This is a genomic window from Crossiella sp. CA198 (genome assembly GCF_052078295.1).
Taxonomy (GTDB): domain Bacteria; phylum Actinomycetota; class Actinomycetes; order Mycobacteriales; family Pseudonocardiaceae; genus Crossiella.
This window is the reverse complement of sequence record NZ_JBQJIM010000008.1, coordinates 273,929-293,972: the sequence shown is the minus strand read 5'-3', so window position 1 is coordinate 293,972 and position 20,044 is coordinate 273,929. Positions and strand designations below refer to the sequence as shown.

The following is a 20,044-nucleotide window of genomic DNA, read 5'->3' as shown; positions in this document are numbered from 1 at the left end:
CGCCGGACAACCCGGCGGGGAATTCACCGATGAATTCCATTGGGTGATTTTTCCGGAACCCTCGGGGAAATGCGCGCCTGCCTTTTGTGGCAAGGCCCGGCGGGGTCAAATGTCCGGTACGCCGGAAATCGCGGGGAAATTCGTCCGGAAGTCGTTCGCGGACCGCCCGCAGGGGTCGGCCAAGATCGTCTAGATACGCCTGTTCCGGCCCCGGGTCAACCCCCCTGTTAGGGCGGCTTAACGTAGCTGACACACTGGTGCCCGTGAGCGAAGAGGTCCAGGTCAACTGGGTGGAACCGAAGACGGCGCCGACGATCGCCGTCGTCGGGGTCCTCGCTGTGGCCGTCGCCGTGGCCGGCTGGTTCATGGGCGGGCCGATCGAGGCGCTGGCGCCGCTGGCAGGCGCGGCGATCGTGGTCCTGTTCTTCTTCTCCGGGGCCTGGGTGGTTTCCAGGGTGGCCCGGCACATGCCCGAGATGGTCCTCGCGGTCGGTCTCGGCTCCTACATCTTCCGGCTGCTCGCGGTGCTCGGGACGCTGTTCCTGCTGCGTGCGGCCGGGCTGCCGCCCAAGTGGATCGCCGCGGGCGTGGTCGCCGCCGTGCTCGGCTGGATCGTCTCGATGACGATCACCGTGGTGCGGATGCGGCCGGGTCTCGGCGGCGTGCGACCTGGCTCCGGTAAGTAATGAAGAACACCGAAAACCCCCGTCCGGGCGGCCCGCAATCGCCTGATATGGTGCCTTCGACCGAAGAGGAAAGATCACCCTCCTCGGATCAAGGAGGGGTCGGCCAAGCCTGGTCTGTGCTCTCCGTCCTGTTCGCCGGTCTCATCATCTGGGGCGGCATCGGGATGGGTCTCGACAAGCTGCTTGAGACGAAGTTCCTCACCCCGATCGGAGCCCTTATCGGCTTCGGCGGATCGATCTACCTGATCATCGTGAAGTACGGCCGCCCGGGCGACCTTACTGGTTCCCCCAAGGCTGACGTGCCGCCTAGTAGGACCGACGACACGGAGGACAAAGGGTGAGCCAGATGCTGCTGGCCGCGACCGGCGAGGGCGACGGCTTCAAGCCGCCAACCGTCGAACACACCTTCTTCTTCGACAAGGTGGGCGACGGGACGATCATCGCCTCGGTCAAGGCGATGACGCTGCTGGGCCTCGGGGCGGTCATCGTCATCGTCCTCATGCTCTGGACCTCGCGCAACGCGAAGGTCATCCCCAGCAAGCTGCAGTTCCTCGGTGAGAGTCTCTACGGCTTCGTCCGGAACTCGATCGCCGTGGACATGATGGGCAAGCGGGACGGGCTGCGCTACGCGCCCTTCCTGGCCTCGCTGTTCATCTTCATCCTGGTGCTGAACCTCTTCGGCATCGTGCCGCTGGCGCAGTACCCGGTGACCAGCCACCTGGCCATCCCCGCGGTGCTGTCCATCCTCGTTTACATCATCTACAACGTGGTGGGCATCAAGAAGCACGGCTTCCTCGGCTACTTCAAGCTGATGACCGTCCCGCCCGGTGTGCCGGTCGCGGTGCTGCCGCTGGTCGCGCTGATCGAGTTCGCCTCGAACTTCCTGATCCGGCCGTTCACCCTGGCCGTCCGGTTGTTCGCGAACGCCTTCGCCGGCCACCTGATCCTGACGATCTTCGGCACCGCCACTCTGTACATGATCAGCTCGGGCAGCCTGGTCACCGTGGTCGCCCCGCTGTCCGCGGGCATGTTGATCATCATGACCTTCTTCGAGCTGCTGGTGGCCGCTCTGCAGGCGTACGTGTTCACCGTACTGGCCGCCTTCTACATCCAGAGTGCTCTCGCCGACGAGCACTGAGTCGCCCAGCAAGATCTTCCGCACTCAGTGCGGCAAGTAAAGAACCGAAAGGACACCGATCCAGATGATCGACGTCGTTGCCAACCTCGCCGCGATCGAGGGCAACCTCAACACCATCGGTTACGGCCTTGGCGCGATCGGCCCGGGCATCGGCGTGGGCCTCGTGTTCGCCGCCTACCTGCAGGCCAACGCCCGCCAGCCCGAGGTCGCCGGCCTGAACCGGACCTGGCTGATCCTGGGTATGGCCCTCGTCGAGGCGCTGGCCCTGCTGGGCTTCGTGCTCGCGTTCGCGGTCTGACCTCGTCCCACTGACGGCTAGGAGTCGCGATGAGTGAGGTATCGGCAGCCGTCGTGCTGGCCGCGGGGGACACCGTCTTCCCGCTGGGCCTGCCGCTCGGCGAGATCATCCTCGGCCTGATCGCCTTCGGTGTTGTCTTCTTCGTGCTCAACAAGTACGCCTTCCCGCAGTTCGAGAAGGCGTACTCGGCTCGCACTGAGGCGATCGAAGGCGGCATCGCCAGGGCCGAACAGGCCCAGGCACAGGCGCAGGACGCGCTGCAGCAGTACAAGGCGCAGCTGGCTGACGCACGGGCCGAGGCGGCTCGCATCCGGGACGACGCGCGGGCCGAGGGCCAGCAGATCGTCATCGAGCTGCGGGAGCAGGCACAGGCCGAGTCCGAGCGCATCGTGGCTCAGGGCCAGGCCGCGCTGGCCGCGCAGCGGGCGCAGATCGTCGCGGAACTCCGCGGTGACCTGGGCCGGATCGCGGTCGACCTGGCCGGCCGGGTGGTGGGCGAGTCCCTTGAGGACGAGGCCCGCCGGCGCGGCACTGTCGACCGCTTCCTGGACGAGCTGGACGCCACGTCGGCGCCGGCCGGGAAGTGAGCGGGACGATGACTGCGATGCAGCACGCCGCGAGCCGAGAGGCCTTCGCCGCCGCGGAAACGCGGTTGTCCCAGGTCACCTCCGACGCCAGCGGCGACACGCTGGGCACGCTCGCCGACGAGCTGTTCGCCGTCGTCAGCCTGCTCGGCAGGGAGCCCGCGCTGCGGCGGACGGTGGCCGATCCGGCCACCGACCCGGCCGCCAGGGAGCAGCTGGTCCGCCAGTTGCTCGGCGGCAAGGTGGCGGCGGAGACGATGAACGTGCTCTCCGCGGTGGTCACCGCGCGCTGGTCCAGCCCGCGTGAGCTGGTGGACGGCATCGAGACGCTCGGCCGCACCGCGCTGCTCACCCAGGCCGAGCGGGCCGAGCGGCTGGACGCGGTCGAGGACGAGCTGTTCCGGCTCGGCCGCATCGTGGCCGCGGACGGTCAGCTCGACCGGCTGCTCTCCGATGCGACCGGCAGTGTCGAGGGCAAGCGCGCGCTGCTGCGCGGGCTGCTCGGCAGCAAGGTCGAGAAGGTCACCCTCGCACTGGTCGAGCAGCTCGCCACGAGCCTGCGCGGCCGTGGCGTGGTGACCGGCCTTGAGGAGCTGGCCGACGCGGCAGCCAAGCGCCGGGAGCGCTCGGTGGCCCACGTCCGCACCGCGTTCGAGCTGACCGAGGCGCAGCAGGACCGGCTCACCGCCACCCTGACGCGCATTTACTCGCGGCCGATCGCGTTGCACGTCGAGCTGGACCCGTCGGTGTCCGGTGGTCTGGTGATCAAGGTCGGTGACGAGGTCATCGACGGAAGCGCGGCAGGCCGCCTGGAGGCGCTGCGCCGAACCCTGGCCGGCTGACGCCAGGGCAGGGGGGTCCGGGACCCGGATCCCCCACGACGAAGCACCCCCCTTCTTTGAAGATCGAAGCGAGAGCAGGAACGACAATGGCGGAGCTGACGATCTCGTCGGACGAGATCCGCAGTGCGATCGAGAACTACGTCTCCAGCTACTCCCCGGAGGTCAGCCGGGAAGAGGTCGGGGTCGTCGCCACCACCGGTGACGGCATCGCCACTGTCGAGGGCCTGCCCTCGGCGATGACCAACGAGCTGCTGGAGTTCTCCGGCGGCGTGCTTGGTGTCGCGCTGAACATGGACGTCCGCGAAATCGGTGCGGCCATCCTCGGCAACTACGAGGGTCTGGAAGAGGGCCAGGAGGTCAAGCGGACCGGCCAGGTGCTCTCCGTGCCGGTCGGCGACGGCTTCCTCGGCCGCGTGGTCAACCCGCTGGGCGACCCCATCGACGGCCTCGGCGAGATCGTCTCGGAGACCCGGCGCGCGCTGGAACTCCAGGCGGCCAACGTGATGCAGCGGCAGAGCGTGAAGGAACCGCTCCAGACCGGCATCAAGGCGATCGACTCGCAGACCCCGATCGGCCGTGGCCAGCGCCAGCTGATCATCGGTGACCGCAAGACCGGCAAGACCGCGGTCTGCGTGGACACCATCCTGAACCAGAAGGCCAACTGGGAGACCGGCGACCCGAAGCAGCAGGTCCGCTGCATCTACGTCGCGATCGGCCAGAAGGGCTCCACCATCGCCGCGGTGAAGAAGGCGCTGGAGGACCGCGGTGCGATGGAGTACACCACCATCGTCGCGGCCCCCGCCTCCGACGCGGCTGGCTTCAAGTGGCTGGCGCCCTACACCGGCTCGGCCATCGGCCAGCACTGGATGTACCAGGGCAAGCACGTCCTGATCGTCTTCGACGACCTGACCAAGCAGGCCGAGGCCTACCGCGCCATCTCGCTGCTGCTGCGCCGCCCGCCGGGCCGCGAGGCGTACCCGGGTGACGTCTTCTACCTGCACTCCCGTCTGCTGGAGCGCTGCGCGAAGCTCTCCGACGAGCTGGGCGCGGGTTCGATGACCGGTCTGCCGATCATCGAGACCAAGGCCAACGACGTGTCGGCCTACATCCCGACCAACGTCATCTCCATCACCGACGGCCAGTGCTTCCTGGAGTCGGACCTGTTCAACCAGGGTGTCCGCCCCGCGGTCAACACCGGTATCTCGGTTTCCCGGGTCGGTGGCTCCGCGCAGGTGAAGGCGATGCGCAAGGTCGCGGGCTCGCTGCGGCTGGAGCTGTCCCAGTACCGCGAGCTGGAGGCCTTCGCGGCCTTCGCCTCCGACCTGGACGCGGTCTCCAAGGCCCAGCTGGCGCGTGGCTCGCGGCTGGTGGAGCTGCTCAAGCAGTCCCAGTACAGCCCGTTCCCGGTCGAGGAGCAGGTCATCTCGATCTTCGCCGGTAGCCGTGGCCACCTCGACTCGGTGCCGGTGGGCGATGTCCGCCGCTTCGAGTCCGAGCTGCTGGACTCGATCCGCCGCAACCACAAGGGCATCCTGGACGAGATCCGCGACACCAAGGACTTCTCCAAGGAGAACGAGGAGCGCCTGGTCGAGGCGATCACCAAGTTCAAGCAGGAGTTCACCGCCTCCGACGGCTCCCGGGTCGTCAACGAGGCGGCGGCTGGCGCGATCGACGCCGACAAGCTGGGCGCCGAGTCGGTCAAGGTGAACCGTCCCGACCCCGCGAAGAAGTGACGTGACCCATGGCTGCTGAACTTCGTGTCCTCAAGCAGAGGATCAGGGCGACCCAGTCGACCAAGAAGATCACGCGCGCGATGGAGCTGATCGCCACCTCCCGCATCGGCAAGGCGAAGGCGAAGGTGGCGGAGTCCCGCCCCTACGCCGAGGAGATCACCACCGTCCTCACCGCCCTCGCCGACGCGACCACCCTTGATCACCCGTTGCTGGTGGAGCGGCCGGCGCCCAAGCGGGCGGCGGTGCTCGTGGTCACCAGTGACAAGGGCATGTGCGGCGGCTTCAACTCCTCGGTCATCAAGGCCGCGGAGGAGCTCCAGACCCTGCTCAAGCAGCAGGGCAAGGAGCCGGTGCTGTACGTGATCGGTCGCAAGGGTCAGGCGTTCTACCGGTTCCGCCAGCGCGCGGTCGCCAACTCGTGGGTCGGATTCACCGAATCCCCCGTCTACCGCAACGCGGTCGAGATCGGCGACGAGCTGGTGCCCGCCTTCCTGGCAGGCGCCGACGACACCGTGGAGGGCCCCGGCCCCGACGGTGTGCGTGGCTTCGACGAACTGCACGTGGTCTACACCGAGTTCCGCTCGATGCTCTCCCAGACGCCGATCGCCAAGCGGGTCGCCCCGCTGGAGGTCGAGTTCGCGGAGAAGTCCGAGACGCCGAGCGCGGTCTACGACTTCGAGCCGGACGCCGAGACCCTGCTCGACGCACTGCTCCCCAAGTACATCAAGACCCGGTTGTTCGCGGCTCTGCTGGAGTCCGCGGCCTCGGAGTCGGCGGCCCGTCAGCGGGCCATGAAGGCGGCCACGGACAACGCCACCGAGCTGATCCGTGTCCTCACCCGTGAGGCCAACCAGGCCCGCCAGGCCCAGATCACCCAGGAGATCAGCGAGATCGTCGGCGGCGTCGACGCTCTGGCTGGCGCCGCAGGAAGTGATGAGTGAGATGACGACTGCTACCGCTGCCGGCACCGGCCGGATCGTCCGGGTCAACGGCCCGGTCGTGGACGTTGAGTTCCCGCGGGACTCGGTGCCCGAGCTGTTCAACGCGCTCAAGGTGGAGATCACCTATGAGGCGATGGCCAAGACGCTGACCCTGGAGGTCGCCAAGCACCTTGGCGACAACATGGTCCGCACGATCTCCATGCAGCCGCCGGACGGCCTGGTCCGTGGCGCGGCGGTGACCGACACCGGCAAGCCGATCTCGGTCCCCGTCGGTGACGCGGTCAAGGGCCACGTGTTCAACGCGCTCGGCGAGTGCATGGACACCCCCGGCTACGCCAAGGACGTCGAGCACTGGGGCATTCACCGCAAGCCCCCGGCCTTCGACCAGCTTGAGCCGCGCACCGAGGTGCTGGAGACCGGCCTCAAGGTCGTCGACCTGCTGACCCCGTACGTCAAGGGCGGCAAGATCGGCCTGTTCGGCGGCGCGGGCGTGGGCAAGACGGTGCTCATCCAGGAGATGATCACCCGTATCGCCCGGAACTTCGGTGGCACCTCGGTGTTCGCCGGTGTTGGCGAGCGCACCCGTGAGGGCAACGACCTCATCGCCGAGCTGACCGAGTCCAACGTGCTCAAGGACACCGCGCTGGTCTTCGGTCAGATGGACGAGCCGCCGGGCACCCGGCTTCGGGTCGCGCTGTCCGCGCTGACCATGGCGGAGTACTTCCGCGATGTGCAGAACCAGGACGTGCTGCTGTTCATCGACAACATCTTCCGGTTCACCCAGGCGGGTTCCGAGGTCTCCACGCTGCTGGGCCGCATGCCCTCGGCCGTGGGTTACCAGCCCACCCTGGCCGATGAGATGGGCGAGCTGCAGGAGCGCATCACCTCCACCCGGGGTCGTTCGATCACCTCGATGCAGGCGATCTACGTGCCCGCCGACGACTACACCGACCCGGCGCCGGCCACCACCTTCGCCCACCTGGACGCCACCACCGAGCTTTCTCGCGCGGTGTTCTCCAAGGGCATCTTCCCGGCGGTGGACCCGCTGGCCTCCAGCTCGACGATCCTGCACCCCGCGATCGTCGGCGACGAGCACTACCGCGTCGCCCAGGAGGTCATCCGGATCCTGCAGAAGTACAAGGACCTGCAGGACATCATCGCCATCCTCGGCATGGACGAACTGTCCGAAGAGGACAAGGTGCTGGTGAACCGGGCCCGCCGGATCGAGCGGTTCCTGTCCCAGAACATGTACGCGGCCGAGCAGTTCACCGGCCAGGCCGGTTCGACCGTGCCGGTCAAGGAGACCGTCGAGGCCTTCGACAAGCTGGCCAAGGGCGACTTCGACCACATGCCGGAGCAGGCCTTCTACATGTGCGGTGGCCTTGAGGACCTTGAGGCGAACTACCAGAAGCTCAAGGGCTGACCGGTAGCACCCTGAACACCACGAAGACCGGGCTTCCCCCTGGGAGGCCCGGTCTTCGTGTGTCTCCGGCTAGCCGAGCCGGAACTCGACGGTCTTCCCGCTGCTGACGGCCCGCACCTCGGTGGCGGTGGCGGGCAGCAGCGCGGCGTCCTGGCCCGCCTCCTGCCAGGCCGCCGACGGCCCGGTGCGCCAGCTCAGCCGCACGTCCTGCCCCGCGACCACCCAGCCGTCCTCCCCTGGCAGCCGGACCCGCACCGGCAGCGCCGAGGGCTCGCCGGGGCCGCCGTAGATCACCTGCTCGGTCTGGGCCCGCGCGTTCAGCAGCACACTGTAGAGCCGGGTCGGGCCGCCCTCGCTGACCTCGGTGAGGTAGACCGAGCGGCTGTCGGGCAGTCCGGCCAGCAGGTCCCAGAACCTGGTCCGCTTCGAGCGGAACGGGTCCAGGTAGCCCTGCGACCCCAGCGCCTCCGCACCCGCCACCCTGATCTCATCCGGCGGCCGGATCGTCGGCGCCGCGATGAGCCTGCGCGCCAGTACCCCGTCCTGGCGGATGCCGGTGCCGGTCCCGGGGTCCGCGTCGTTCTCCCGATCCGCCGACCCGGTCAGGCGGGCCAGTTCCCGCGGGTACGCCGAGGCCAGCCTGGGCCGCAGCGGGGTGACCTGAGCCGCCTGCCCCACCGTGGTGATCACCGAGGTGGCTGGGTGGATCTCCGGCGGGACCTGGGCCAGCGCCACCCCGTCGACGAAGTCCAGCCGCTGGAAGTCCCTGGTCACCTTGCCGTCCACGGCCACCCGGAGCCCCGGCGACCAGCGCACCTCGCCCGGCTGGGTCAGGGTGAGCAGCGTCCGGTCCTCCTGGCCGAACAGGAACGCGCCGGCCAGGGCACCCGCCTCGGCAGGCAGGTCCACCGCGAGCAGCCGCAGCGCCGTCTCGCCCGGCGCCCGGCCGACCAGCGCGGGCATGGTGCTCTCCCCGCTGCTCCGGCCGACCCGTTGCAGCAGCACCACGGCCGGTCCGGCGGCGGTCTCGCCCGCCCAGTAGACGTGCGGCTGGCCGTGCAGGATCACCGCCGGTCCGGGCTGCGGCAGGCTTTTGGCCCAGTCCCTGGCGAAGACGGCCAGCGCCTCCCTGCGCAGCGGGTCGTCCCCGGCCCTGGGGCCCAGCGCGTTCTGGCCGAAGCGGGCGTCGGCGGTGAGCTGATCCGGGCGGAACTGGTTCAGGAAGGTCCACGCCAGGGCGCCGAAGCCCAGGGCGGCGACCGTGCTCAGCGCGGTGGCCAGCACCAGCAGCCTGCGTCGCCTGCGCCGACGGCCGCCGAGGACCACTCGCTCGGTGAACCCGGGCAGAGTGTCCACAGTGGACGCCACTTTCGTGAGTGCTTCCTTCAGCTCGTCGGTGTGCATCGGCTACCCCGGTCTTGTTCGGCGGTGGTGTCGGCCCCCACGGGGTCGAGCAGGTCTCGGAGTCGGGCGAGACCGCGGGAGGTCTGGCTCTTGATGGTGCCGACGCCGCAGCCCAGCGCGTGCGCGGCCTGGGCCTCGGTCAGATCGTCGAAGTAGCGCAGCACCACCGCGGCCCGCATCCTCTGCGGCAGCTCGGCCAGTGCCCGCAGCAGCGCGTCGCGGTCGGCGACCTGCTCCTCGTGGCCGGGCTCACTCGGTGGGATCACCTCCTCCAGCGGCGCTTCCCGCACCCGGCGGGAGCGGTGCCGCCAGCGGTTGGCCGCCGCGTTGGCCAGTGCGGCGCGCACGTAGGCCTCCGGCGCGGAGTTGATCTTGCGCCACTTCCCGTAGGTGCGTTCGAGCACCTCCTGCAACAGGTCCTCGGCCGCTCCCCGGTCACCGGCGCACAACAGATACGCCGTTCTCAGCAAGGCGGTCGAACGGGTTTCGACGAACACGTCGAAGCCCTCCTCGGCCTGCCTCATGAGCCCCCCTCCCCAGTTCTTTCGTCTCCTCAGTACTTCTGACACCGGCCCGCCCCACCAAGTTGCCAGGGCACCGACTAAACTGAACTCCAACGAGCACGCGAAGGAGATGCCCGTGGCTGAGATGTCCGTCCAGTTGGTCGCTGTCGAGCGCCGCCTGTGGTCCGGGACCGCGAAAATGGTGGTCGCGCAGACGACCGAGGGCGAGATCGGCATCCTGCCCAACCACGAGCCGGTGCTGGGGCAGTTGGTCGAGGGTGGTGTGGTGCGAGTCACCACCACCGATGGTGAGACCGTCACCGCCGCCGTGCACGGCGGTTTCCTTTCCGTCACCGGTGACACGGTGAGCATTCTGGCCGAGAGCGCCGAGCTGGGTCACGAGATTGACGTGGATCAGGCCCGCGAGGACCTCAGCCACTCCGACGAGCAGGCGAGGGCACGGGCCGCGACCCGCCTCAAGGCCGCCGGCCAGCCGGTCTGACGCGCGAACGGACGGGTGGACGCAGCCGTGGACATCGCCGAAATCATCGGACTGGTCCTGGCTGCGGTGGCCATCGCCATCGCGTTGCTCGCCTGGCGGCGACTGCGGTTGCTGCGCCAGGGCGGCATTGACGTGGCCCTGCGCGACCAGCTGGGTGAGAAAGAACGTGGCTGGCACCTGGGCATCGGCAAGTACCGCGGCGACGAGTTCACCTGGTACCGGGTGCTCAGCCTGCGGTCCGGTCCGGACAAGGTGATCAGCCGGGCCGGGCTGGAGATCGACACCCGGCGCGAGCCGACCGGGTCGGAGACCTACGTGGTGCCTGCCGGGTCCACCGTGCTGCGCTGCCGGGGCGAGGACCTTGAGCTGGAGCTGGCCATGCCCGCCGACGCGCTCACCGGTTTCCTGTCCTGGCTGGAATCCGCCCCACCCGGGCGCTCCATCCCCTGGGCCTCCTGACCCACCCGCACTGACGAGTTGGCCCAACCGGTACGCCCGGTTGGGCCAATTTGGCGTACGAGTTGGGCCAACTCGCCGGGGTCAGCCGTTCTTGCCGGGCTCCCACAGCACGTCGCCGTCCGGGTTGGCCACTCTGGCCAGGATGAACAGCAGGTCGGAGAGCCGGTTCAGGTACTTGGCGGCCAGCTTGTTGGTGCGCTCCGGGTCGGCCTCCAGCAGTGCCCAGGTGCTGCGCTCGGCCCGGCGGGAGATGGTGCGGGCCTGGTGCAGCAGGGCCGCGCCGGGGGTGCCGCCGTTGAGGATGAACGAGTTCAGCTTGCCCAGCCTGGCGTTGAACTCATCGCACCAGCCCTCCAGCCGGTCCACGTAGGCCTGGGTGATGCGCAACGCGGGGTACGGCGGGTCGGGCACGATCGGGGCGCACAGGTCCGCTCCGACGTCGAAGAGGTCGTTCTGGATGGCCTGCAGGACCGGCGCCACGTCCTCGGCCAGGTTGCCAAGGGCCAGCGCCACGCCGAGCGAGGCGTTGGTCTCGTCGACATCGGCGTAGGCGGCCAGCCGGGGGTCCGTCTTGGGCACCCGGGCGCCGTCGCCGAGCGCGGTGGTGCCGTCATCGCCGACACGGGTGTAGATACGCGTGAGGTGCACCGACATGTCCTGCACAGTACGGGTTTCGGTCACGCTCCGGGTTGCCCATACGATGGGTCATCGTGGGTGAGCATTTCCGGGTGACGGGTGGCGCACGACTGGTCGGCGAGGTCGACGTCGTAGGCGCGAAGAACAGCGTGTTGAAGCTCATGGCGGCCGCGTTGCTGGCCGAGGGCACAACAACGATCACGAACTGCCCGGAGATCCTGGACGTCCCCTTGATGGGCGATGTGTTGCGGGGCCTCGGCTGCGAGGTGGAGATCGTGGGCGACGTGGCCACCATCACCACGCCAGCGGAGCTGAACCACCGCGCGGACTTCGCCTCGATGAGCAAGCTGCGCGCCTCGGTGTGCGTGCTGGGCCCGCTGGTGGCCCGCTGCCGCAAGGCGGTCGTCGCGCTGCCCGGCGGGGACGCGATCGGCTCCCGGCCGCTGGACATGCACCAGGCCGGCCTGCGCAAGCTGGGCGCCACCAGCGGCATCGAGCACGGCTGTGTGGTGGCCGAGGCGGAGAACCTGCACGGCGCGCAGATCTGGCTGGACTTCCCCAGCGTCGGCGCCACCGAGAACATCCTGATGGCCGCGGTGCTGGCCGAGGGCACCACGCTGATCGACAACGCCGCGCGCGAGCCGGAGATCGTCGACCTGTGCGTGATGCTGCAGCAGATGGGCGCCAAGATCGAGGGCGCGGGCACCTCCACGCTCACCGTGCACGGCGTCTCGAAGCTGGAGCCCACCGAGCACCGGGTCATCGGCGACCGCATCGTCGGCGCCACCTGGGCACTGGCCGCCGTTGCCACCCGGGGTGACCTGCACATCAAGGGCGTGGACCCGCACCACCTGGACCTGGTGCTGGAGAAGCTGCGCGCCGCCGGTGCCGAGGTCACGCTGACCGATGAGGGTTTCCGGGTGGTGCAGCACGGCCGTCCGCAGGCGGTCGACTTCGTCACGCTGCCCTACCCGGGCTTCGCCACCGACAACCAGCCCTTCGCCGTGGTGCTGGCCACGGTCTGCGAGGGCACCTCGATGATCACCGAGAACGTCTTCGAGGCCCGCTTCCGCTTCATCGAGGAGATGATGCGGCTGGGCGCGGACGCGCGTACCGACGGCCACCACGCCGTGGTCCGCGGCGTGGAGAAGCTCTCCAGCGCACCGGTCTGGGCCTCCGACATCCGCGCGGGCGCCGGCCTGGTCATCGCCGGTCTGGTCGCGGAGGGCGTCACCGAGGTCTGGGACGTCTTCCACATCGACCGCGGCTACCCCAGGTTCGTGGAGAACATGCAGCGCCTGGGCGCCGACGTGCAGCGGGTCAGCGCCGACCCGGAGCGCTGAGCCCGGCGCCGCACCGCTCCGCCGCGTCACCCGCTGTGAGGAATTGCACCTCGCAGCCTGGTTACCGGCCAGTACGCTAACTCGCACACACAGTGGTGAGCGAGGTGGCGAGATGCCGTACCCGACCGATCGCGAGCGCGACCGTCCGTGGGTGATGCGCACGTACGCGGGCCACTCCTCGGCGGCGGCGTCCAACGCGCTCTACCGGCGGAACCTGGAGAAGGGCCAGACCGGGCTCTCGGTCGCCTTCGACCTGCCGACCCAGACCGGATACGACCCGGACCACGAGCTGACCAAGGGCGAGGTCGGCAAGGTCGGCGTGCCGGTCAGTCATCTCGGCGACATGCGGCAGCTCTTCGACGGCATCCCGCTGGACACCGCGAACACCTCGATGACGATCAACTCCACCGCGATGTGGTTGCTGGCCATGTACGTCACGGTCGCCCAGGAGCAGGCGGTCGAGGCGGGCGAGGATCCGGCCGCGGTGCTGGGCAAGCTGTCCGGCACCACGCAGAACGACATCATCAAGGAATATCTCTCCCGCGGCACCTACGTGTTCCCGCCGGGGCCGAGCCTGCGCCTGATCACCGACATGGTGGCCTGGACGGTGCAGCACGTGCCGAAGTGGAACCCGATCAACATCTGCTCGTACCACCTGCAGGAGGTCGGCGCGACGCCGGTGCAGGAGGTCGCCTACTCGATGTGCACGGCGATCTCGGTGCTGGACGCGGTGCGCGATTCCGGGCAGGTGCCGCCGGAGCGCTTCGGCGCGGTGGTCGCGCGGATCTCCTTCTTCGTCAACGCCGGGGTGCGTTTTGTCGAGGAGATGTGCAAGCTGCGTGCCTTCGGCCAGCTCTGGGAGGAGATCACCGAGCAGCGCTACGGCATCACCGATCCCAAGCAGCGGCGGTTCCGCTACGGCGTGCAGGTCAACTCGCTCGGGCTGACCGAGGCGCAGCCGGAGAACAACGTGCAGCGGATCGTGCTGGAGATGCTCGCGGTGAGCCTGTCCCGCAACGCCCGCGCCCGCGCCATCCAGCTGCCCGCCTGGAACGAGGCGCTCGGCCTGCCGCGGCCCTGGGACCAGCAGTGGGCGCTGCGCATGCAACAGGTGCTGGCCTACGAGACCGATCTGCTGGAGTACGAGGACCTCTTCGACGGCTCGCCGGTGGTGGCGGCCAAGGTCGAGGAGATCGTCAGCGGGGCGCGCGCGGAGATCGACCGGGTGCAGGCCATGGGTGGCGCGGTGACCGCGGTGGAGAGCGGCTACATGAAGTCCGCGCTGGTCAGTTCGCTGGTGGAGCGGCGGCGGAAGGTGGAGTCCGGCGAGGACGTGGTGGTCGGGGTGAACAAGTTCACCACCACCGAGCCGAGTCCGCTGCAGGCCGAGGGCGCCAAGGCGATCGAGTCCATCGACCCCGAGGTCGAGCGGCACGCGGCCGAGGCGGTCGCGGCCTGGCGGGCGGACCGCGATCAGTCCATTGTGGACAATGTGCTGGGTGAGCTGCGGGACGCGGCCAAGACCGAGACCAACCTGGTGGCGGCCACCATCGCCTGCGTCAAGGCCGGGGCCACCACCGGCGAGTGGGCTGGCGCGCTGCGCGAGGTCTTCGGCGAGTACCGCGCGCCCACCGGGGTCGCCGCTGCTTCGGCCGCCGGACCGGCTGGCGCGGCACTGGCCAAGGTGCGCGAGCGGGTGCTGGCCGCGGGGGAGGACATCGGTTCCCGGCTGCGCATCCTGGTCGGCAAGCCCGGTCTGGACGGGCACTCCAACGGCGCCGAGCAGGTCGCGGTGCGCGCCAGGGATGTCGGTTTTGAGGTGGTGTACCAAGGGATCCGGCTCACCCCGGCGCAGATCGTGGCCGCCGCGGTGCAGGAGGGCGTGCACGTGGTCGGGCTCTCCGTGCTCTCCGGCTCGCACCTGGAGGTGGTGCCAGCGGTGGTCGAGGGCCTGCGCGCGGCTGGCGCGGAGGACGTGCCGGTGATCCTGGGCGGCATCATCCCGCCCGCGGACGCCGAGATCCTGCTCAGCAAGGGCGTGGCCAGGGTGTTCACCCCCAAGGACTACGAGCTGACCGACATCATGGACGAGATCGTCTCGGTGGTCCGGGAAGCGCACGGATTGCCTGCCAGGTAACGAACTCCGGTGGCCTCGTCGGGCTCGCAGGCCGACGAGGCCACCGGTTCCATCACAGGCTCGCCAGCACCGCCGCGGTGGTGGTGACCTCGCCGAAGTGGCCGTGCAGGTTGGTCGCGGTGGCCCTGGCCAACTCGTCCGCGGTGATCACCGAACCGTCCGGCGCGGTGTCGTCGAAGGTGAAGGTCGCGTCCAGCGCGTAACGCAGCCGGTAACCCAGGTCGCCCGCCACCCGGCTGGTGGTCTCCACACACCGGTTGGTCTGCACGCCCGTGGTCACCACCTGCTGGATCCCGTTGTCCTGCAACCACTTGTGCAGGTCCACATCGCCGTGGAAGGCCGAGTGCACGCTCTTGCGCACGGTCAGCGCGGGCACGATGCCGTCCAGTTCGGGCTTGAGCGCGTTGCCGGGGGCGCCGTGCGCCAGCGGTGAGCCTGGCACCGCGGAATCGTGGTGCACCACCACGATCGGCAGTCCGGCCTGCTGCCAGGCGGTGGCCAGCGCGCGGATGTTGGCCTCGGCGAGCGGGTTGTTGCGACGGCCCCAGTAGGCGCTGTCGTCGAAGCCGCGTTGCACGTCGATCAGGATGAGTGCGGTGGTCATGGCATCGAGTCTGCGGCCGGGACGGCCCGGCGGGGGAGTGGCAGAACTGGCACGATGCGCTACTTTTCTGCCATGTACACTGTCGGCCTGCTCGTGCTGCCCGGCACCCGGACCTTCGACGTCGCGGTGCCGGCCGAGGTGTGGGGCGTGGACCGGATGGACGGCGCGATCGGCCCGTTCACGCTGCGCACCTGCACCCCCGGCCGCAAGCCGGTGACCATGCATCCGGTCGGCGAAATCCGGGCCACGCATGGGCTTTCCGGCCTGCTGGACTGCGATCTGGTGCTCGTGCCAGGCCGGGCCGACCCGCACGCGCCGGTGCCTGCCAGCGCGATCCGGGTGCTGCGGCAGGCGCACGCGGCCGGGATCACCCTGGCCGCACTGTGCTCCGGCGCGTTCACCCTGGCCGCGGCCGGTCTGCTGGACGGCCGCCCGGCCACCACGCACTGGCGGTTCCTGGCCGCGCTGGCCGAGTGTGCGCCCGCGGCCGAGTTGCGGCCGGAGGTGCTCTTCACCGACGACGGCGACGTGCTCACCTCGGCGGGTGTGGTCGGCGGGGTCGACCTGTGCCTGCACCTGGTCCGCCGGGCGCACGGCGCCGCGCAGGCCGCCCGGCTGGCCAAGCGGATGGTGATGCCCGCGGCGCGCTCCGGCGGGCAGCGGCAGTTCGTGGACACCCCGCTGCCGCACCGCCCGGAGGGTCCGGACATCGGCTCCACAGTGGACTGGGCGCGCCGGCGGCTGGCCGAACCCCTTGGTGTGCCGGAACTCGCCGAGCGGGCCGGGATGAGCGAGCGCACCTTCCATCGCGCGTTCGCCGCCGCCACCGGCACCACGCCGGGCCGCTGGCTGCTGGCCGAGCGGCTGCGCTTCGCCCGGCAGTTGCTGGAGACCACCGGGCTGCCGGTGGCCAGGGTGGCGCAGCGGGCCGGACTGGGCACCGCGGCCAACCTGCGCCGCCGCCTGCACGCCGAACTGGGGGTGGGCCCGGCCGCGTATCGCCGGACCCATCAGGTGCCCTGACCCAGCCCGGATTCCAGCAGATCGAAGGCGCGGTCGATGTGCGCGCGCCGCCGGGCCACGGTCTTGGCCGGGGTGCCGTCCAGGATCGCCCTGGCGTTGGCGTAGAACACCGCGCGGACGGTGGCCAGCAGCATGCCCGCGATCTGCCAGGCGTGCGGATCCCGTTGCCCGCCAAGCAGTTCCACCAGCGCCTCCTCGGTGTCGCGCAGGTGCTCCAGCAGCCGCAGCTGGAGTGCGGGGCTGGCGTTGATCACGCTCCAGAACCGGCCGAAGCCGTCCACCGCGCCGGAGAGCGCGTGGTTGGCCGCGGTCAGCTGGTGGCACATCCGGCGCACCGCGGCGGTCACCGACAACTCGCCGCGGCCGGTGATGGCCGTGCTCAGCACCTCGATGATCTCCTCGTGCCGGTCCAGGTAGAGGTCTTCCTTGCGCGGGAAGTAGTTGAACACGGTCATCTTGGACACCTCGGCCGCCTCGGCGACCTCGGCGACGGTCACCGCGTCGAAGCCGCGCGCGATGAACAACTCGGTGGCGACGTTGGAGATCCGTTGCCGGGTCTCGCGCTTCTTCCGCTCCCGCAGCCCCATGTCCATGCCGGAAATGTACCAAACATATAATTTGACTCGGTAAAAGTTTCGCTGGACGCTGGCGGACATGAACGAACCGGTGATCGTGGTCGGCGCTGGCCCGACCGGACTGATGCTCGCCTGCGAGCTGCGCACGCACGGCGCGGAGGTGCTGGTGCTGGAACGGCTAGCCGAGCCGAGCCAGGTGATCAAGGCGGGCGCGATCAACACCCGCACCGCGGACACCCTGGCCAGGCACGGTCTGCTGAGCGAGGTGCGCAGGGCCGTCGCGGTCAACCTGGCCAAGTTCATCGAGCTGCTGCGCTCGCGTGATCCGGATCTGCCAGCGGACTACCGTCCGCCCGCCTTCGGCGGTCACTTCGCCGGGCTCACCGGACTGGACCTCGCCCGGCTGGATCGCACCGATCCCGACCTCAGCCCGCGCTCGGCCGAGGGCGTCTATCCGATGACCCAGCAGGAGGTCGAGGCCATCCTCGGCGGCTGGGCGGCCCGGCTCGGCGTGCCGGTGCGCCGGGGTGTGCAGCTGGCCGGGTTCAGCCAGGACGCCGACGGGGTGACCGTCACGCTGACCTCCGGCGAGCGGCTGCGCGGCAGCCACCTGGTCGGCTGCGACGGCGGCCGCAGCCTGGTGCGCAAGCAGGGCGGCTTCGCCTTCCCCGGCACGCCCGCGACCATCACCGCCTACCAGGCCATGGTCGAACTGGACGATCCGGCGGCGCTTTCCCTTGGCTGGCAACACCTCCCTGGCGGCGTGCTGGTCTGGGGCCCGACCCCGGGCCGGTTGCTCACCGTCGAGCTGGACGGCCCGCCCGCCGACCGGGACGCGCCGATCACCGCCGCCGAGCTGACCAGGGCGGTGCGCCAGGTCAGCGGCACCGAGGTCACCGTCACCTCGGTCAAGACCGCCACCCGGTTCACCGACAACGCCCGCCAGGTCCCGGACTACCGCGACCGCCGGGTGCTGCTGGCCGGCGATGCCGCGCACGTGCACGCGCCCTTCGGCGGCCAGGGCCTCAACCTGGGCCTGCAGGACGCGGCCAACCTGGGCTGGAAACTGGCCGCGGTGGCCACCGGCACCGCCCCGGAGGCGTTGCTGGACACCTACACCGCCGAGCGCCACCCGGCCGCCGCCTTCGTGCTGCGGATGACCAGGGCGCAGGTCGCGGCCATGCGGCCGACCCCGCAGGCGGGCGCACTACGTGAGGTGATCACCGACCTGATGGCCACCGCGGACGGCAACCAGTACCTGACCAAGTTCATCGCCGGTCAGCACACCCGCTACGACCTGGGCGGCGGCCATGAGCTGACCGGCCGGTTCGCCCCGCCGCTGGACCTGCCGATCCACCCGGGCTGGGTGCTGGCCGACCTGACCGGGGATCCGGCGCTGGCCGAACTGGCAGGCCGGGAGATCCGGGTGTTCCCAGCCCGCGATCCGCTCCGGCCCGAACTGGCCGCGGTGCTGATCCGCCCGGACGGTTATGTGGCCTGGGCCGCCGACCGCGACCGGCCGGACCGGGAGGGCCTGCTGACCGCGCTGGACACCTGGTTCGGCGCCACGCTGACCGCGGCGGGCTGAGGCGCTACCGTCGGCGGCATGGCCGACTACCGCAACCTGCTGGTCTCGCTGGACGGGAACATTGCGCGGATCACCATGAACCGGCCGGACCGGCGCAACGCGCTCTCCGGCGAGCACCTGGCCGAGTTGCAGCACGCCTTCGTCAGCGTGGCCGACACCGCGGCCACCGGGATCGTGCTGGCGGGCAACGGCCCGGTGTTCTCCGCGGGCCACGACTTCGCCGACCTGGTCGACCGCGATCTGCTGGGCGTGCGGGAGATGCTGCGGCTGTGCACGAAACTGATGCACACCATGCAGTCCATCCCGCAGGTGGTGATCGCCAGCGTGCACGGCCTGGCCACCGCCGCGGGGTGTCAGCTGGTCGCCTCCTGTGACCTGGCGGTGGCCGCCGAATCGGCCGGATTCGCCCTGCCCGGCGGCAAAGGCGGCTGGTTCTGCCACACCCCGGCGGTGCCGGTGGCCCGCGCGGTCGGCCGCAAACGCCTGATGGAACTGGCCCTCACCGGCGATGCCATCGACGCCCGCACCGCCGAGTCCTGGGGCCTGGTGAACCGGGTGGTGCCCGACGCCGAACTCGACGCGGCCGTGCTCGACCTGCTCTCCCGTGCCACCAGAGGCAGCCTGGCCAGCAAAGCACTGGGCAAGCAGACCCTCTACGCCCAGCTGGACCGGCCGGAGGCGGAGGCCTACGCGATCGCGCTGGAGGTCATGGCCGCAGCCTCGCAGACCGAGGGCGGCAAGGAGGGCATGACCGCGTTCCTGGCCAAGCGCAAGCCGGTCTGGCCGGACTAGCGCCTAGGGCCGGACATGAAGTCGTGACCTGTTGCGGCCAGGTCCGCTTTGCCGACTCGGTTGGGTATCGTCGCTGGTAACAGCGAGTTTCGCCTGCTTCGCTGGAGCGCATGGCCGCAACTGTGAGCGTCAGCAAGTACCACCGGGCCGTCATCGAGGACGGCGTCACCGCCAGCGTCGCCGACGGACATCTGCTGGTGTCCGACGCCGGCGGTGTGGTGGTGGCGATCTACGCGCCAGGGCACTGGGTCTCGGTCAGCCTCACCGAGATCGAGGAACTCGCGCTGGAAGCCACCGGGTACTAACCACGGTGCTCGTGCAGCAGCAACAAGGTGTACGCCGCGATCGACTGCGCGTCGGTCACCTGACCCGAGGCGATCATCTCCTCGAACTCCGCCCGCGCGAACCAGGCCGTGCGCATGTCCTGCTCCTCCAGCTCGCGCGCGGGTTCGCCCGCGGTCAGCTCGGTGGCCAGGAACACCCGGCCGCGCTGGCTGGACATGCCCGGCGCCACGTCCAGCAGGCCAAGGTCGACCATCCGTCCGGCCCGCAGGCCGGTTTCCTCGCGCAGCTCCCTGGCGGCCAGCTCGGCGGTGTCCAGCTCGACCCGGTCCGGCGCGGTGCCCTGCGGGAACTCCCAGCGGCGCAGGCCCAGCGGGTAGCGGTACTGCTCGACCAGGTGCAGCCGCTCGCCGTCCAGTGGGATGACCAGGGCGTAGTCGGGCTTGTCCACCACGCCGTAGACGCCGAGGGAGCCGTCGGCGCGGCGGATGCCGTCCTCGCGCACCGTCATCCAGGCGTTCGCGTAGACCTCGCGGGTGTCGACCTTGTCC

23 protein-coding genes are annotated in these 20,044 nt (G+C 69.9%); 17 read left to right on the top strand and 6 right to left on the bottom strand.

Annotation, left to right across the window (positions count from 1 at the left end; translation table 11 throughout):
- Nucleotides 1-263: 263 nt before the first annotated feature.
- The 9 genes from ACTOWY_RS16060 to atpD all read left to right on the top strand — a co-directional run bounded on the left by ACTOWY_RS16060 (nt 264) and on the right by atpD (nt 7,645).
- Nucleotides 264-686, top strand: a complete 423-nt coding sequence (locus ACTOWY_RS16060) for a hypothetical protein (protein ID WP_441310408.1) — start codon at nt 264-266, stop codon at nt 684-686.
- Nucleotides 687-802: 116 nt separating this feature from the next.
- On the top strand, nt 803-1,027 hold the full coding sequence (locus tag ACTOWY_RS16055; RefSeq protein ID WP_441310407.1) for a hypothetical protein: 225 nt from the start codon (nt 803-805) through the stop codon (nt 1,025-1,027).
- A 5-nt stretch (nt 1,028-1,032) separates the two neighbouring features.
- The gene (gene atpB, locus ACTOWY_RS16050; protein ID WP_441310479.1) at nt 1,033-1,824 is read left to right on the top strand and encodes a F0F1 ATP synthase subunit A; all 792 of its coding nucleotides are present in this window, start codon (nt 1,033-1,035) and stop codon (nt 1,822-1,824) included.
- A gap of 64 nt (nt 1,825-1,888) precedes the next feature.
- Entirely contained in the window at nt 1,889-2,122 is a 234-nt protein-coding gene (gene atpE, locus ACTOWY_RS16045; protein ID WP_441310406.1) for an ATP synthase F0 subunit C, read from the top strand.
- A 29-nt stretch (nt 2,123-2,151) separates the two neighbouring features.
- Nucleotides 2,152-2,709, top strand: a complete 558-nt coding sequence (locus ACTOWY_RS16040; protein ID WP_441310405.1) for a F0F1 ATP synthase subunit B — start codon at nt 2,152-2,154, stop codon at nt 2,707-2,709.
- A gap of 8 nt (nt 2,710-2,717) precedes the next feature.
- Nucleotides 2,718-3,548 (top strand): F0F1 ATP synthase subunit delta, encoded by an 831-nt coding sequence (locus ACTOWY_RS16035; RefSeq protein WP_441310404.1) that lies wholly within the window; start codon nt 2,718-2,720, stop codon nt 3,546-3,548.
- 86 nt (nt 3,549-3,634) lie between these two features.
- Complete coding sequence (atpA, locus tag ACTOWY_RS16030) at nt 3,635-5,281, top strand: F0F1 ATP synthase subunit alpha (RefSeq protein ID WP_441310403.1); 1,647 nt, start codon at nt 3,635-3,637, stop codon at nt 5,279-5,281.
- 8 nt (nt 5,282-5,289) lie between these two features.
- On the top strand, nt 5,290-6,222 hold the full coding sequence (locus ACTOWY_RS16025; protein WP_441310402.1) for a F0F1 ATP synthase subunit gamma: 933 nt from the start codon (nt 5,290-5,292) through the stop codon (nt 6,220-6,222).
- On the top strand, nt 6,215-7,645 hold the full coding sequence (atpD, locus tag ACTOWY_RS16020; RefSeq protein WP_441310401.1) for a F0F1 ATP synthase subunit beta: 1,431 nt from the start codon (nt 6,215-6,217) through the stop codon (nt 7,643-7,645). The genes ACTOWY_RS16025 and atpD overlap by 8 nt, the downstream gene beginning before the upstream one ends.
- 69 nt (nt 7,646-7,714) lie before the next feature.
- On the opposite strand, the gene ACTOWY_RS16015 is transcribed toward atpD, so the two are convergent.
- Both ACTOWY_RS16015 and ACTOWY_RS16010 read right to left on the bottom strand, forming a co-directional pair.
- Nucleotides 7,715-9,049: a ubiquinol-cytochrome c reductase iron-sulfur subunit N-terminal domain-containing protein gene (locus ACTOWY_RS16015; RefSeq protein ID WP_441310400.1), complete on the bottom strand. Its 1,335-nt coding sequence runs from the start codon at nt 9,047-9,049 to the stop codon at nt 7,715-7,717.
- A complete protein-coding gene (locus ACTOWY_RS16010; protein WP_441310399.1) occupies nt 9,031-9,573 on the bottom strand; it encodes a SigE family RNA polymerase sigma factor in 543 nt (180 codons plus the stop codon). Before ACTOWY_RS16010 ends, ACTOWY_RS16015 begins: the two co-directional genes overlap by 19 nt.
- Before the next feature lie 115 nt (nt 9,574-9,688).
- Here ACTOWY_RS16010 and ACTOWY_RS16005 point away from each other — a divergent pair, with 115 nt between their 5' ends.
- Together ACTOWY_RS16005 and ACTOWY_RS16000 are read left to right on the top strand one after the other, a co-directional pair.
- Complete coding sequence (locus tag ACTOWY_RS16005) at nt 9,689-10,054, top strand: F0F1 ATP synthase subunit epsilon (RefSeq protein ID WP_441310398.1); 366 nt, start codon at nt 9,689-9,691, stop codon at nt 10,052-10,054.
- Between the two features lie 27 nt (nt 10,055-10,081).
- The gene (locus tag ACTOWY_RS16000; protein WP_185009515.1) at nt 10,082-10,513 is read left to right on the top strand and encodes a DUF2550 domain-containing protein; all 432 of its coding nucleotides are present in this window, start codon (nt 10,082-10,084) and stop codon (nt 10,511-10,513) included.
- Nucleotides 10,514-10,594: 81 nt separating this feature from the next.
- On the opposite strand, the gene ACTOWY_RS15995 is transcribed toward ACTOWY_RS16000, so the two are convergent.
- Complete coding sequence (locus ACTOWY_RS15995) at nt 10,595-11,167, bottom strand: cob(I)yrinic acid a,c-diamide adenosyltransferase (protein WP_441310397.1); 573 nt, start codon at nt 11,165-11,167, stop codon at nt 10,595-10,597.
- Between the two features lie 56 nt (nt 11,168-11,223).
- Here ACTOWY_RS15995 and murA point away from each other — a divergent pair, with 56 nt between their 5' ends.
- On the top strand, nt 11,224-12,492 hold the full coding sequence (gene murA, locus ACTOWY_RS15990) for a UDP-N-acetylglucosamine 1-carboxyvinyltransferase (RefSeq protein ID WP_441310396.1): 1,269 nt from the start codon (nt 11,224-11,226) through the stop codon (nt 12,490-12,492).
- A 43-nt stretch (nt 12,493-12,535) separates the two neighbouring features.
- The gene (locus ACTOWY_RS15985; protein ID WP_441310395.1) at nt 12,536-14,629 is read left to right on the top strand and encodes a protein meaA; all 2,094 of its coding nucleotides are present in this window, start codon (nt 12,536-12,538) and stop codon (nt 14,627-14,629) included.
- Nucleotides 14,630-14,681: 52 nt separating this feature from the next.
- Here the strand turns inward: ACTOWY_RS15985 and ACTOWY_RS15980 are convergent, their stop codons facing one another.
- The gene (locus tag ACTOWY_RS15980) at nt 14,682-15,233 is read right to left on the bottom strand and encodes an isochorismatase family protein (RefSeq protein ID WP_441310394.1); all 552 of its coding nucleotides are present in this window, start codon (nt 15,231-15,233) and stop codon (nt 14,682-14,684) included.
- A 72-nt stretch (nt 15,234-15,305) separates the two neighbouring features.
- On the opposite strand from ACTOWY_RS15980, the gene ACTOWY_RS15975 reads away from it, so the two are divergent.
- On the top strand, nt 15,306-16,256 hold the full coding sequence (locus ACTOWY_RS15975) for a GlxA family transcriptional regulator (RefSeq protein WP_441310393.1): 951 nt from the start codon (nt 15,306-15,308) through the stop codon (nt 16,254-16,256).
- Here ACTOWY_RS15975 and ACTOWY_RS15970 read toward each other — a convergent pair.
- Nucleotides 16,244-16,849, bottom strand: a complete 606-nt coding sequence (locus ACTOWY_RS15970) for a TetR/AcrR family transcriptional regulator (RefSeq protein ID WP_441310392.1) — start codon at nt 16,847-16,849, stop codon at nt 16,244-16,246. The genes ACTOWY_RS15975 and ACTOWY_RS15970 overlap by 13 nt on opposite strands.
- Nucleotides 16,850-16,910: 61 nt before the next feature.
- Between ACTOWY_RS15970 and ACTOWY_RS15965 the strand changes: the two genes are divergently transcribed.
- The 3 genes from ACTOWY_RS15965 (at nt 16,911) to ACTOWY_RS15955 (ending at nt 19,516) form a co-directional block, all read left to right on the top strand.
- Nucleotides 16,911-18,419, top strand: a complete 1,509-nt coding sequence (locus ACTOWY_RS15965; RefSeq protein ID WP_441310391.1) for an FAD-dependent monooxygenase — start codon at nt 16,911-16,913, stop codon at nt 18,417-18,419.
- An 18-nt stretch (nt 18,420-18,437) separates the two neighbouring features.
- Entirely contained in the window at nt 18,438-19,211 is a 774-nt protein-coding gene (locus tag ACTOWY_RS15960) for an enoyl-CoA hydratase-related protein (RefSeq protein WP_441310390.1), read from the top strand.
- A 110-nt stretch (nt 19,212-19,321) separates the two neighbouring features.
- Complete coding sequence (locus tag ACTOWY_RS15955; protein ID WP_441310389.1) at nt 19,322-19,516, top strand: hypothetical protein; 195 nt, start codon at nt 19,322-19,324, stop codon at nt 19,514-19,516.
- Here the strand turns inward: ACTOWY_RS15955 and ACTOWY_RS15950 are convergent.
- Nucleotides 19,513-20,004 (bottom strand): NUDIX domain-containing protein, encoded by a 492-nt coding sequence (locus tag ACTOWY_RS15950; RefSeq protein ID WP_441310478.1) that lies wholly within the window; start codon nt 20,002-20,004, stop codon nt 19,513-19,515. The two genes, ACTOWY_RS15955 and ACTOWY_RS15950, sit on opposite strands and share 4 nt — an antisense overlap.
- Nucleotides 20,005-20,044: the final 40 nt, after the last annotated feature.

Excerpts from the sequence above, each read along its gene's own strand:
- atpB (WP_441310479.1), top strand. The coding sequence starts at position 1,033 with ATGCTGCTGGCCGCGACCGGCGAGGGCGACGGCTTCAAGCCGCCAACC.
- atpE (WP_441310406.1), top strand. The coding sequence starts at position 1,889 with ATGATCGACGTCGTTGCCAACCTCGCCGCGATCGAGGGCAACCTCAAC.
- ACTOWY_RS16040 (WP_441310405.1), top strand. The coding sequence starts at position 2,152 with ATGAGTGAGGTATCGGCAGCCGTCGTGCTGGCCGCGGGGGACACCGTC.
- ACTOWY_RS16035 (WP_441310404.1), top strand. The coding sequence starts at position 2,718 with ATGACTGCGATGCAGCACGCCGCGAGCCGAGAGGCCTTCGCCGCCGCG.
- atpA (WP_441310403.1), top strand. The coding sequence starts at position 3,635 with ATGGCGGAGCTGACGATCTCGTCGGACGAGATCCGCAGTGCGATCGAG.
- ACTOWY_RS16025 (WP_441310402.1), top strand. The coding sequence starts at position 5,290 with ATGGCTGCTGAACTTCGTGTCCTCAAGCAGAGGATCAGGGCGACCCAG.
- atpD (WP_441310401.1), top strand. The coding sequence starts at position 6,215 with ATGAGTGAGATGACGACTGCTACCGCTGCCGGCACCGGCCGGATCGTC.
- ACTOWY_RS16015 (WP_441310400.1), bottom strand. The coding sequence starts at position 9,049 with ATGCACACCGACGAGCTGAAGGAAGCACTCACGAAAGTGGCGTCCACT.
- ACTOWY_RS16010 (WP_441310399.1), bottom strand. The coding sequence starts at position 9,573 with ATGAGGCAGGCCGAGGAGGGCTTCGACGTGTTCGTCGAAACCCGTTCG.
- ACTOWY_RS15995 (WP_441310397.1), bottom strand. The coding sequence starts at position 11,167 with ATGTCGGTGCACCTCACGCGTATCTACACCCGTGTCGGCGATGACGGC.
- ACTOWY_RS15980 (WP_441310394.1), bottom strand. The coding sequence starts at position 15,233 with ATGACCACCGCACTCATCCTGATCGACGTGCAACGCGGCTTCGACGAC.
- ACTOWY_RS15975 (WP_441310393.1), top strand. The coding sequence starts at position 15,306 with ATGTACACTGTCGGCCTGCTCGTGCTGCCCGGCACCCGGACCTTCGAC.
- ACTOWY_RS15970 (WP_441310392.1), bottom strand. The coding sequence starts at position 16,849 with ATGGACATGGGGCTGCGGGAGCGGAAGAAGCGCGAGACCCGGCAACGG.
- ACTOWY_RS15965 (WP_441310391.1), top strand. The coding sequence starts at position 16,911 with ATGAACGAACCGGTGATCGTGGTCGGCGCTGGCCCGACCGGACTGATG.
- ACTOWY_RS15960 (WP_441310390.1), top strand. The coding sequence starts at position 18,438 with ATGGCCGACTACCGCAACCTGCTGGTCTCGCTGGACGGGAACATTGCG.
- ACTOWY_RS15955 (WP_441310389.1), top strand. The coding sequence starts at position 19,322 with ATGGCCGCAACTGTGAGCGTCAGCAAGTACCACCGGGCCGTCATCGAG.
- ACTOWY_RS15950 (WP_441310478.1), bottom strand. The coding sequence starts at position 20,004 with ATGACGGTGCGCGAGGACGGCATCCGCCGCGCCGACGGCTCCCTCGGC.